This is a genomic window from Arthrobacter flavus (assembly GCF_039526005.1).
GTDB lineage: Bacteria > Actinomycetota > Actinomycetes > Actinomycetales > Micrococcaceae > Arthrobacter_D > Arthrobacter_D flavus.
The window spans coordinates 357934-369829 of the sequence record NZ_BAAAIJ010000059.1 but is presented as its reverse complement, the minus strand read 5'-3'; the positions used below and the strand labels follow the sequence as shown (position 1 = coordinate 369829).

Sequence of the window (11896 nt, the reverse complement as noted above, 5' to 3'; positions counted from 1 at the left end):
ATGACCGCCTGTTGTATCAACCCGAGCATCCTGTCCGCTGACTTCGCCAACCTGCAGGCCGAGCTCGCACGTATTGCCTCAGCTGATGCAGTGCATGTGGACGTCATGGACAACAGTTTCGTCCCCAACCTGACCCTCGGCCTTCCGGTGGTCAAACGGATCCAGGAGGTCAGTGACCTTCCGCTGGACGTGCACCTCATGATCGATGACGCCGACCGGTGGGCTCCCGGCTACGCCGAACTCGGCGCAGCCTCGGTGACGTTCCATGCCGAAGCAGCGGCGGCGCCGATCCGGTTGGCCCGCGAGCTGCGCAGCATCGGCTCCAAGGCAGGAATGGCGCTGCGCCCGGCAACACCCGTCGAACCGTACCTCGACCTGCTGGGCGAACTGGACCTCCTACTGATCATGACGGTCGAGCCCGGGTTCGGTGGCCAGCCGTTCCTCGATGTCATGCTGCCGAAAATCCGGCGGGCGGCCGAAGCGATCAGGGGGAGCGGTCTGCCGGTGGCACTGCAGGTGGACGGTGGCATCACTGAGGACACCATCCTCAGGGCGGCCGACGCCGGGGCAACAGTTTTCGTCGCAGGCTCCGCGGTGTACGGTGCCGACGATCCCGATCAGGCTGTCGTCCGGCTCCGCGAAGCCGCCCAACGCGCGGTTGACGAACGCCGGTAAGTCAGGCGACCGGCACCTGAACCGGCACCTGAACCGGCGCAGCATTCGGCACAGCATCCGGCGCGGCAGCCGGCGCCGACGTCACGGGTCGGTGATGGTGATCCTGATCGAGCGGGCGTCTGCTGCCGCCTGCTTGAGGATGTCGAGCCGAGGATCGGGCACCACCAGGAATGCCTGCTGCGGCAGCGCCCGATAGTTGCGCAGGACCGGGTTCGCCAGGGTTTCACTGGCCAGGGTCCGGTCTCCGCCCAACTGCAGGCTGTCAGGACTGTGCTCAGCGAACAGCCGCGCCGCATGAACTGCTGCTGCATCGGCCAACCCGGCCGCCTGGTTGGCCCGCCGCCGCGCGAAGCGCTGCTGCGACCAGCCGCCAGCTGCGGTCCGGGACTGGACATATTTGGTGCCGGTCTTCGACGCCACCAGCTTGCCGTGCTCGGCAACACCCACCGCATAGCCGCCCCGGCGTACCAGGACCAGTCCAATGAGGCGCTGCCTGGTGGCCGCGGCGACGAGGTCATCGACAGTTGGACCTCCCGGGCCACCCCCGGCGGACTCCCCTGGCGGGTTGAGCACAGCCAGGCAGCCGTTGGCGCCGCGGAGTAGGAGTGCGCCGCGGGCCCGGATCTCGTCGTCGAGCCCGTCAGTCGGAGCCAAACCGCCGTTTCCCGCACTGAACCGCTCCACCCAGCCGGGAAGCCGCTCGGGTGACACCAGCACCTGGCGCGGTGATCCCACAAGCGTCTCCGTATCTTCTGCGTCTGGTCGTGCCCAACTCGGGCCTGCTACCGATGGCCCGACCGTCAGTGCTTCACAGTAGCCTTGGCTGTGTGAATGATCTATTCAGCGCGGCGTACGGGTCGGACGACGATGACGATGTCCCCAGCCACAGCGCCACCAGTGCCGAACGCCACCGCAGCCCCCTGGCCGTCAGGATGCGGCCGCGCTCAATTGATGAAGTGGTGGGCCAGCAACACCTTCTCGGCCCAGGGTCGCCGCTGAGCACCCTGGCAGGCGACGCCGACCGTTCCGGTCCGGCCGGACCATCCTCAGTGATCCTCTGGGGGCCGCCAGGCACCGGAAAAACCACCCTTGCGCATGTGATTGCACGGGGTCGAGGACGGACCTTCGTTGAGCTGTCGGCCATCACCGCCGGGGTGAAGGACGTCCGCCGGGTCATGGATGAGGCCCTCACTGCCCGCGACCTGCACCGCACCACCACCGTCCTGTTCCTGGACGAGATCCACCGCTTCAACAAGGCACAACAGGACGCCCTGCTGCCGGGCGTCGAGAACCGCTGGGTCGTGCTGATCGCCGCCACGACCGAGAATCCCTCTTTCTCCGTGGTGTCACCCCTGCTCTCCCGGTCTCTGCTGCAAACCCTGAAACCTCTCACCGAGGCGGACATTGCCGATCTCCTGACCCGCGCAGTGAATGACCCGCGGGGCCTCGACGGGTCGGTCCGGGTAAGCGACGACGCCCTGGAACACCTGGTCCGGCTGGCCGCAGGTGATGCGCGCCGCGGACTGACCGCCCTCGAAGCAGCAGCCGGGGTGGCCCACTCGGCCTCTGACGAGCCCGGGAAGCCGGTGCTGGTGGAGCTCGACCATGCCGAGAAGGCAGTCGACGTGGCTGCCCTGCGCTACGACCGTGCCGGGGACCAGCACTATGACGTCGCCAGTGCCTTCATCAAATCGTTGAGGGGGTCCGACGTCGATGCGGCGTTGCATTATCTGGCGAAAATGCTGGAGGCGGGGGAGGACCCTCGCTTCGTGGCGCGAAGACTGATGATTTCGGCTGCCGAGGACGTCGGCATGGCCGATCCGACCGCCCTGCAAACAGCCGTCGCTGCAGCACAGGCCGTTGCGTTGATTGGCATGCCCGAGGGCCGGATCATCCTGGCCCAGGCCGTGGTGCACATCGCCACCGCACCCAAATCCAATGCTTCGTACAACGGAATCAACGCAGCCGTCGCCGATGTGCGCGCCGGTCGGGGGCAGGGCATTCCGCAACACCTGCGGGACGCCCACTACCCGGGGGCCAAACAACTGGGGCACGGCAGCGGCTACCTCTACTCCCACGACGAGCCGCACGGCATCGCCGCGCAGCAGTATGCACCGGATGATCTGACCGGCCACAATTATTACCAGCCCACCGATCGTGGGGCCGAACGGGACATCGGTTCCAGGCTCGCCCGTCTGCGGCGGATCATCCGCGGTGAGTGATTCAGCTGTCCGCCCGCGGCACTGCTAGGATTGACGGTTGACTGGCAAGTCGCGTTCTGCGCAACCCACCATCGAAGGTTTGATTCATTCAGGTATGGCCCGCTCCGGCGGGTCTCTTCGAGGCAGGGCTGCGCGCACTGCGAACTGTAGTACCGGGAAGCGGCTACTCCCGGCTCTCCGCAAGTGGAGGCCAGCGACACTGAAAGTGCCTGTCGCTCAACCGGGAAACCGATGGGGCAGCAGCGCAACTTTGCCGCAAAAATAATGGAAGGTATTCGTGGCTAACAACACACGTGCCCGCCGCAAGGTTCGCATTTCGCGTGCCCTCGGCATTGCTTTGACCCCTAAGGCCGAAAAGTATCTGGAACGCCGGCCGTACGCGCCCGGCCAGCACGGACGCGCCCGCCGCAAGCAGGACAGCGACTACGCTGTACGGTTGCGCGAAAAGCAGCGTCTGCGCGCCCAGTACGGCATCCGCGAAGCCCAGATGACCCGGGTCTTCGAAGAAGCACGCCGCACCAAGGGGCTGACCGGTGAGAACCTGATTGAACTGCTCGAAATGCGTCTCGATGCCCTGGTGCTCCGCGCCGGCTTCGCCCGCACCAGCGCGCAGGCTCGCCAGCTCGTTGTTCACCGTCACATCATGGTCGACGGTTCACGCGTTGACCGCCCGTCCTACCGCGTCGCCGAAGGACAGCTCATTCACGTACACCCGCGCAGTGAGGTCCTCGACCCACTGCAGGTTGCCGCCGCAGGCGCGCACCGCGATGTGCTGCCCGCAGTACCCGGCTACCTGGAGGTCCAGCTGGACAAGCTCCAGGCCCGCCTGGTGCGCCGCCCCAAGCGCTCCGAGGTCCCCGTGACCTGCGAAGAGCAGCTCGTGGTGGAGTACTACGCACGCTAGTTCCTTAGCTTTCACAGCAAGGACCGGCGCTCAAAGGCCCGCGGCACACGCCGCGGGCCTTTGAGTAGGTAAGGTACATAGGTAAGTTATCGCCGCTGGGCTATCCACGCGCAGACGGCCTACCTGATTCAAAAAAGGAGACACGATCCATGTCTGGTGGAGATATCGCCGGTCTCATCGCGGCCGGTGTGTTCGCGGTGCTGGTCGCACTGCTCGCTATCCCGGTGTGGAAGCTGGGCAAAGTGTTTGACGAATTGCGGACCACCATCAGGAGCGTCAGCAACGAAACCACACCCCTGATCGAGGAAGTGACCAGCACCGTCACCACCACGCATCAGCAGCTGAAGAATGTCGACGGAATCACTTCCAACGTCTCCGACGCAACCGCCAACCTTTCGGCCCTGTCATCGCTGATCGCCGCTACCGTCGGCGCGCCGCTGATCAAGGTTGCCGCGTTCTCCTATGGGGTACGGACCGCTCTGGCTGGTCGAGGCAAGCCAGCTCCCCGCCGCCGCAGCCGTTAAGGACACGATGAAAAACACCATGATCATGCGAGTCATTTGGATGGGCGCCGGAGTGGCCATTGGCGTCATCGCCGTACGGAAACTCACCTCAGTGGCCGACAGCTACGGGCCGGCCGGGTTGAACCGTGCCATGGGCGAAGTCAGCGATAGTGTCGCCAACTTCGCTGATGCGCTGCGGACAGGAATGCAGGAGCGCGAATCCGACCTCCGCGCCGCCCTCGGTGTCGACCCCGCCGAAGTACGCCCGGACCGTCCCGGCCAGTAACCGGACCAGGGCTGCCAGCCAGCCCGTCCCGTCGCCTTCACTGGGGTACGACCCACAGGATTCTGGCCCTGAAAAAAATCATAAGGACTGAAAGCTTCAATGAAATCCCATGAGATTGCACGGCGCTGGCTCGCGTTTTTCGAGGGCAAGGGACACACAGTGGTGCCGTCGGCGTCGCTGGTATCGACCGACCCGTCGCTGCTCTTCAACATCGCCGGAATGGTTCCTTTCATCCCGTACTTGACGGCGCGTGAGAAGGCCCCCTTCGACCGGGCCACCAGCATCCAGAAGTGCATCAGGACCGGCGACATTGAAGAAGTGGGCAAGACCGCCCGCCACGGAACGTTCTTCCAGATGTGCGGCAACTTCTCCTTCGGCGACTATTTCAAGGAAGGCGCCATTCCGATGGCGTGGGAGCTCCTGACCTCCCCTCTCGAGGCGGGAGGCTTCGGCCTGGACCCCGATCGTCTCTGGGTTACCGTCTACCAGGACGACGACGAGGCCCTGGCCATCTGGCGCGATGAGGTCGGTATCCCGACCGAACGTATCCAGAAGCTCGGCGAAGCGGAAAACTACTGGAGCACCGGGCAGCCGGGGCCCGGTGGACCCTGCTCGGAAATCTTCTACGACCGGGGCCCCGAATACGGCATTGCTGGCGGACCGGCCACCGACTCACCGCGGTACATCGAAATCTGGAACCTGGTATTCATGCAGTACCAGCTGTCGGCTGTCCGCAGCAAGGAAGATTTCGACATCGCCGGCGAACTGCCGGCCAAGAACATCGACACCGGGCTCGGTCTTGAGCGTCTCGCCATGGTGTTGCAGGGTGTCGAGAACATGTACGAGACCGACCAGGTGCGTCCGGTGCTGGACCGCGCCGCGGAACTCTCGGGCAAGACCTACACCAGCGCCGAGTCCGACACGGACCCGCACCACACCGATGACGTCCGCATGCGGGTCGTGGCCGACCACATCCGGTCAGCCCTGATGCTGATTGCCGACGGCGTGACCCCCTCCAACGAAGGGCGCGGGTACGTGTTGCGCCGCCTGATCCGGCGGGCCGTCCGTGCCATGCGTCTGCTCGGCGTCGAACGCGCCTGCCTCCCGGAACTGCTGCCGGCGTCCCGTGACGCGATGAAGGGCACCTACCCCGAGGTGGAGAAGGACTTCGAACGGATCAGCCGGATCGCCTACGCCGAGGAACGTGCCTTTTTGCGCACCATTGCCTCCGGTACCGCCCGCCTTGAGGGCGCGGTCCTGGAATCGAAGGCCGCGGGACGTCCACTGTCCGGCGAAGACGCCTTCGCGCTCCATGACACCTTCGGCTTCCCCATCGATTTGACCCTTGAAATGGCTGCGGAAGCTGGCCTCGCGGTCGACGCCGACGGATTCCGGTCACTGATGCTCGAGCAACGCCAGCGTGCCCAGGCTGACGCGCGTGGGAAGAAGGCCGGCCAGGCCGATCTGTCCGTCTTCTCCGAGTTGCTGGCCAGCGGTCAGACGGTGTTCACCGGGTACGACGAGTTGACCACCGAATCCATCGTCACCGGGATTGTCCGCGACGGCGTTGCCGTGCCCGCGGCATCGCAGGGCGAGGAAATCGACCTGATCCTGGACCAGACGCCGTTCTACGCCGAGGCAGGCGGCCAGGCCGCCGACGTCGGGCTCATCACCGGCAACGGTTTCGTGGTGGAAGTCCTCGACGTGCAACGCCCCATCAAAGGTCTCAGCGTCCACCGCGCAGTCGTGCGGGAAGGCGACATCTCGGTCACCTCACCCGTGGTGGCTGCCGTGGACCGGCAGCGCCGTCACGCCGGGGAGCAGGCCCACTCGGGTACCCACATCGTGCACGCCGCCCTCCACCAGATCCTCGGCCCCGAAGCGCTGCAGCGCGGCTCCTTCAACAAGGCCGGGTACCTGCGGTTCGATTTCTCCTGGGGCGAAGGCATCAGCACCAGCGCCAAGTCGGAGATCGAAGAAGTTTCCAATATCGCCATTCGTAACAACCACACAGTGGAAACCAAGCTGATGAAGCTCGACGAGGCGAAAGCGCTCGGCGCTACCGCCCTGTTCGGCGAAGCCTACGGCGACACCGTCCGGGTGGTCGAAATCGACGGTGACTGGTCCAGGGAACTCTGTGGGGGCACCCACGTCGGGTCGACGTCGCTCATCGGATCGTTGACCCTACTGGGTGAACAGTCGGTCGGCTCAGGCAACCGCCGCGTTGAGGCGTTCGTCGGAATGGACGCGTTCCGCCACCTCGCGGCAGAGCGTGCCCTGGTGACCGAGCTGTCGGACATGCTCAAGGTACCGTCAGCTCAGCTGCCGGAACGGCTCGCAGCCACCCTGGCGAAGCTCAAGACCGCCGAAAAGGAACTCGAACGGCTGCGTAAGGAAGCGCTCAGCGCGTCGGCTGCGGCCCTGGTGGGCTCCGCGATCGACGTCGACGGCGTCCGCCTCCTGGCGCACGACGCCGGGACGGTGAACGGAGCCGACGACCTGCGGATTCTCGCCCTCGACCTCAGAAGCCGGCTGGGATCCGGTGCAGCAGTGGTGGCAACCGCCGGAATCAGCAACGACCGCCCGCTTGTCCTGGTCGCGACCAATGAGGAGGCCCGCGCCGCAGGAGTGAAGGCTGGCGCGCTGGTCCGCGTCGCCGCTGGAATCCTCGGCGGCGGTGGCGGCGGTAAGGACGACGTGGCCCAGGGCGGCGGTTCCGATCCTGCGCAGATTGAGGCCGCCCTGACCGCCATCCGGTCCGCTGTCGCGGCCCGCTGATCACACGCCCGACCAGCGATGACTGACACTTCAGCCTCCACCGGGGACTACCCGCGTGGCGTCAAGATGGGCGTCGACGTCGGAATGGTCCGGGTGGGGGTAGCCAGTAGCGACAGTGGGTCGCTGCTCGCCACCCCTGTGCGGACGATGAAACGTGATCTGAAGAAAAAATCGGACCTCAACATTCTGGTCCGGGAGATTGCCGAACGGGAGGCCGTCCAGGTGTTCGTGGGTTTGCCGCGAAATCTGAGCGGCACCGAGTCGGCGTCCGCCGAGATGGCCCGGGGCTATGCGCTGGAGCTGGCGAATGCCATCCAGCGGGCCGGTCTCACGGCCCGCGTCCGGCTGATCGACGAGCGTCTGAGCACCGTTTCAGCGCATCGTTCCCTGAGGCAAGCTGGCTTGGACACCCGCGATCACCGTAAGGTGATAGATCAAGTGGCAGCTGTCGAAATTCTGCAGCACGCCATGGATATGCAAAGGTCACAGATGCGGGATGTGGGGGATCCGGTCGCAGCGCGAAAGCGGACCCCCCCACCAGGGGATCCGCTGACCCCTAACAAGGAGCAGGACATTACGGAGAACAGCCGCGAAAGGAACCTGGACCTGTGAGCCACCGCCAGTTCCCGACCGCCGACAGCGAACCGGAGCGTCACACCGACGATGCCCAGCACGACGGCGTGTACGAGGGTTCCCACAACGAAACAGTTGAACCCGTCGAACAGTTCTTCGAACCCCGGTCGGGCCAGCGCCGCGGCCGCCGTCCGTCGAAAGCCAGGCAGCGTCGTCGCCGTCGTCGCACCATCGTCATGCTGGTGGTCATCCTCGGATTCATCGGGGTAGTCGTTGCCGTATCCCTGATGCTGCGCGATCTCCTTGGCCTGGACGACATCGCTGACTATCCCGGACCCGGCGCGGGCAGCGTGGTCTTCACGGTGCCTGAGGGCGCGGGCCCACTTGCCATTGGCAACGGCCTGGAATCAGTCGACATTGTCGCGAGCGGCTCCGAATTCGTTTCCGCCCTGCAACAGGTGGCGGACGGACGGGAAGTGCAGCCCGGCGAGTACGAACTCAGCTACCAGATGTCCTCCGAGGGTGCGGCACTGGCACTGCTGGACGTCGAAGCGAACAAGGTCCTCTACGCGGCTGTCGCCCAGGGACTCCGGCAAGGGGAAACACTAGACATTCTCGCCGACTCGACCGCCATCGAGCGGGCCGAGTTCGACGAATTGGCCGCCGATCCCACCCAGTTCGGGCTTCCCGAAGACGCTCGGAGCCTTGAAGGATACCTCGCTCCGGGGGAGTACCGGTTCGATGTCGACGCCACCGCAACCGAGATGATCCAGACAATGGTCGACGGCGCATTCGCCCTCCTTGAGGACGCGGGTGTCACGGACCCGGAGGAGCAGTTCAGGATTCTGACCATCGGCAGCATCATCGAAGCCGAGGCTGGCGAAGCCGACTACGCTGCGGTTTCCGGGGCTATCGAGAATCGTCTCGGGGAGAACAACACCGAGACCAACGGGCTGATCCAGTCGGACGCCACCGTCACCTATGGACTGGACCGCCGCAGCTTCGACTTCACGGAAGAAGAACGCGCCGACGAGTCCAACCCGTACAACACCTTCGCCAACCCGGGTCTGCCAGTGGGGCCAATCGGGTCTCCCGGGGCCGAAGCCATCGACGCCGCCGTGAATCCCGCGGACGTGCCCTTCTATTACTGGGTCACCGTGGATCTCGACACGGGTGAAACGAAGTTCTCGGAAACCCTCGCCGAACACGCCGTCTATGTCGCTGAATACCAGGCCTGGTGCGCGGACAACCCCGGTCGGTGCAGCTAGGTGAATCCGTCGGCGCACGCCGCCGCCAGCACCGCCCGTCCCCGGCAGCCGCTGAGGGCCGCGGTGATTGGGTCACCGATTGGGCACTCCAAGTCGCCTGCACTGCACCGGGCCGCCTATCGGCTCCTGGGGTTCGAGTGCAGCTATGAGGCCATCGAGGTAACGCCCGAAGACCTCCAGTCGTTTGTCGACCAGGTGCGGACTGCTGACGACTGGCGGGGGCTGTCGGTGACCATGCCACACAAGGCAGCGATGGTCGACCTGGTCGACCTGGTCAGTGGGCACGCAGCGACGTTGGGTGTGCTCAACACCGTTACTGTCGACGGCGCGGGGGGAGACCGCATCCTGACCGGTCACAACACGGACGTGGCAGGCATCGTGGGTGCTCTCAGGCACGGCGGAGTCCGTGAACCGCCCCAGGCTGCAGTGATCCTCGGTGGTGGCGGTACCGCTGCCGCCTCACTGGCCGCACTGCAGGAACTGGGTGCCTCCCGGGCCTCGGTCTTTGTCCGGTCACCTGTTCGTGCTGCGCCCCTGGAGGCCCTGGGACGGTCCCTCGGACTCGATGTCGCTATCTGCGGGTGGACCGTCGCCGTCGGGGGTCTGCAACACGCCGACGTCGCGATCTCCACTCTTCCCCCGCACGGGGCCGATTCGCTCGCCCAGGAACTATCCAGCGCTCCAGGAGGACCCACCGGGGTCCCGCCGGTGCTCCTGGATGTCGCCTATGACCCGTGGCCGAGTCCCCTTGCTGACGTCTGGCAGGCCCGAGGCGGGGCGATCGTGCCGGGACTGGAGATGCTGATCTATCAGGCGGTGGAGCAGGTCAGGCTGTTCTCCGGTGGTGCTTTCACCGACGATTTACCGGTCCTAAAAGTCATGTGTGACGCAGTCGGAGCGCCCCCGCGCTGAAACAGCGGCGCCACCGTGGCAGGATTGGAGGCATGTTGCGTTGGTTAACTGCCGGAGAATCCCACGGACCGGCACTGGTGGGAATTATTGAAGGAATGCCTGCAGGCGTGGAGATCACGAGCAGTGACATCCAGGCCGCGCTGGCCCGTAGGCGGCTTGGCTATGGCCGCGGTGCCCGCATGAAGTTTGAGCAGGATCAGGTCAGCATCATTGGCGGCGTCCGGCACGGGCTGACCCAGGGTGGGCCCGTGGCGGTTCAGGTGGGCAACACCGAGTGGCCCAAGTGGGACCAGATCATGTCAGCCGACCCGGTGGACCCCGCTGAGCTGTCCGAACTCGCCCGGAACGCACCACTGACCCGCCCCCGCCCGGGACACGCGGACTTCACCGGAATGCAGAAGTACGGCTTCGACGAGGCTCGGCCCGTCCTGGAACGGGCCAGCGCGCGGGAGACCGCCGCCCGGGTTGCGCTGGGCGAGGTCGCCGCCCGCTTCCTGTCCGCACTTGGTATCTCCCTGGTCAGCCACACGGTCGCGATCGCCTCGGTGGCAGTTCCCGAAGGCTCACCCCTGCCGCGACCAACCGACGTGATCGCCCTGGACCTTGATCCACTGCGGTGCTTCGACCGCGAGACCTCTCTCGCGATGGTGTCCGAGGTGGACGCCGCCCATAAAGAGGGTGAAACACTCGGTGGGGTGGTGGAGGTGGTGGTCTACGGACTGCCCCCGGGACTTGGCAGCTACGTCCACTGGGACCGGCGGCTCGACTCCCGTCTCGCGGCCGCGCTGATGGGCATTCAGGCCATCAAGGGCGTCGAGGTCGGCGATGGGTTCCTTACCGCCGCGCGACGCGGATCAAAAGCCCACGACGAGATTGTTCGCGGTGACTCCGGCATGATCGAGCGGACCAGCAACCGCGCGGGCGGGATTGAGGGCGGGATGAGCATCGGCGACACGCTGCGGGTCCGTGCCGCCATGAAACCCATCGCCACCGTGCCACGAGCCCTCCGAACCATTGATGTCAGCACTGGTGACGCTGCCCGTGCCCACCACCAGCGGTCCGACGTCTGCGCCGTCCCCGCTGCCGGGGTGGTCGCCGAAGCCATGGTGGCCCTGGTCATCGCCGAAGCGGTCACCGAGAAGTTCGGTGGGGACTCGGTCCAGGAGACGGCACGCAACCTGGCAGCGTACCTGGCGGCCATTCCCACCTCGCTCAATTCGGCTGGGACCTAGTGGCAGCACCCGGCGCCGGACCGGTGGTCTTCATCGGGTTGATGGCTACCGGTAAGTCAGCGGTCGGGGCGAGCCTCGCCGCCCGGCTCGGCTGGCCTTTCGTCGACACCGACCAGCTCATCGTCGCAAGGCACGGACGGATCAGCACCATCTTCAGCCAGCAGGGTGAACAGGCTTTCCGGACCCTTGAGGCCCGGGTGGTTGCCGAGGTGCTCACCGATGCACCGGAGCACCAGGTGGTGTCGCTCGGTGGGGGAGCCGTCCTGGACGAGGGGACCCGCACGCTGCTCGCCGGAGCACGGGTAGTCTTCCTCGACGCAGACCTGGCCACAGTGCGTCGCCGTATCACCCGGGACCGGAGCCGACCGCTGCTCGCCGGCGATCCGGTGGAGGCCTGGCTCCGGATGGACCGGGAGCGACGGCCCGTCTACGAACTCCTGGCCGACTGCGTCCTTGATACGCGGGGCCGCACCATTGACCAGCTCGTCGCCGAGCTTATCCAACAGTTTCAGCTGACCCAGTCGTAGCTGAGCAGACCAACGA

The 11896-nt window shown here is 65.7% G+C and carries 12 protein-coding genes; 11 read left to right on the top strand and 1 reads right to left on the bottom strand.

Annotation, left to right across the window (positions count from 1 at the left end):
* On the top strand, positions 1 to 675 hold the full coding sequence (gene rpe / locus ABD059_RS16700; protein ID WP_343882090.1) for a ribulose-phosphate 3-epimerase: 675 nt from the start codon (positions 1 to 3) through the stop codon (positions 673 to 675).
* Between the two features lie 81 nt (positions 676 to 756).
* Here rpe and ABD059_RS16695 read toward each other — a convergent pair whose 3' ends face one another.
* Entirely contained in the window at positions 757 to 1410 is a 654-nt protein-coding gene (locus tag ABD059_RS16695; RefSeq protein ID WP_343882088.1) for an acVLRF1 family peptidyl-tRNA hydrolase, read from the bottom strand.
* A 92-nt stretch (positions 1411 to 1502) separates the two neighbouring features.
* On the opposite strand from ABD059_RS16695, the gene ABD059_RS16690 reads away from it, so the two are divergent.
* From ABD059_RS16690 to ABD059_RS16645, 10 genes are all read left to right on the top strand, one after another.
* Complete coding sequence (locus ABD059_RS16690; protein WP_343882086.1) at positions 1503 to 2897, top strand: replication-associated recombination protein A; 1395 nt, start codon at positions 1503 to 1505, stop codon at positions 2895 to 2897.
* A gap of 277 nt (positions 2898 to 3174) precedes the next feature.
* Positions 3175 to 3801: a 30S ribosomal protein S4 gene (rpsD, locus tag ABD059_RS16685; protein ID WP_019482828.1), complete on the top strand. Its 627-nt coding sequence runs from the start codon at positions 3175 to 3177 to the stop codon at positions 3799 to 3801.
* 149 nt (positions 3802 to 3950) lie between these two features.
* A complete protein-coding gene (locus tag ABD059_RS16680) occupies positions 3951 to 4325 on the top strand; it encodes a DUF948 domain-containing protein (RefSeq protein WP_019482827.1) in 375 nt (124 codons plus the stop codon).
* A gap of 7 nt (positions 4326 to 4332) precedes the next feature.
* Positions 4333 to 4590 carry a hypothetical protein gene (locus tag ABD059_RS16675; protein WP_343882082.1) on the top strand — a complete coding sequence of 86 codons (258 nt, stop codon included), beginning with the start codon at positions 4333 to 4335 and terminating at the stop codon, positions 4588 to 4590.
* Positions 4591 to 4689: 99 nt separating this feature from the next.
* Entirely contained in the window at positions 4690 to 7368 is a 2679-nt protein-coding gene (gene alaS / locus ABD059_RS16670) for an alanine--tRNA ligase (protein ID WP_343882080.1), read from the top strand.
* Between the two features lie 18 nt (positions 7369 to 7386).
* Positions 7387 to 7980, top strand: a complete 594-nt coding sequence (gene ruvX, locus ABD059_RS16665; RefSeq protein WP_343882078.1) for a Holliday junction resolvase RuvX — start codon at positions 7387 to 7389, stop codon at positions 7978 to 7980.
* Positions 7977 to 9209 (top strand): endolytic transglycosylase MltG, encoded by a 1233-nt coding sequence (gene mltG, locus ABD059_RS16660; RefSeq protein WP_343882076.1) that lies wholly within the window; start codon positions 7977 to 7979, stop codon positions 9207 to 9209. The genes ruvX and mltG overlap by 4 nt, the downstream gene beginning before the upstream one ends.
* Positions 9210 to 10121 carry a shikimate dehydrogenase gene (locus ABD059_RS16655; protein WP_343882074.1) on the top strand — a complete coding sequence of 304 codons (912 nt, stop codon included), beginning with the start codon at positions 9210 to 9212 and terminating at the stop codon, positions 10119 to 10121.
* A 32-nt stretch (positions 10122 to 10153) separates the two neighbouring features.
* A complete protein-coding gene (gene aroC / locus ABD059_RS16650) occupies positions 10154 to 11353 on the top strand; it encodes a chorismate synthase (RefSeq protein WP_343882072.1) in 1200 nt (399 codons plus the stop codon).
* Positions 11353 to 11880 (top strand): shikimate kinase, encoded by a 528-nt coding sequence (locus tag ABD059_RS16645; protein WP_343882070.1) that lies wholly within the window; start codon positions 11353 to 11355, stop codon positions 11878 to 11880. The genes aroC and ABD059_RS16645 overlap by 1 nt, the downstream gene beginning before the upstream one ends.
* Positions 11881 to 11896 lie beyond the last annotated feature (16 nt).

What these genes read in the sequence shown, in the direction of transcription:
- rpe (WP_343882090.1), top strand. Translation starts at nt 1, where the DNA reads ATGACCGCCTGTTGTATCAACCCGAGCATCCTGTCCGCTGACTTCGCC.
- ABD059_RS16680 (WP_019482827.1), top strand. Translation starts at nt 3,951, where the DNA reads ATGTCTGGTGGAGATATCGCCGGTCTCATCGCGGCCGGTGTGTTCGCG.
- ABD059_RS16675 (WP_343882082.1), top strand. Translation starts at nt 4,333, where the DNA reads ATGAAAAACACCATGATCATGCGAGTCATTTGGATGGGCGCCGGAGTG.
- alaS (WP_343882080.1), top strand. Translation starts at nt 4,690, where the DNA reads ATGAAATCCCATGAGATTGCACGGCGCTGGCTCGCGTTTTTCGAGGGC.
- ruvX (WP_343882078.1), top strand. Translation starts at nt 7,387, where the DNA reads ATGACTGACACTTCAGCCTCCACCGGGGACTACCCGCGTGGCGTCAAG.
- aroC (WP_343882072.1), top strand. Translation starts at nt 10,154, where the DNA reads ATGTTGCGTTGGTTAACTGCCGGAGAATCCCACGGACCGGCACTGGTG.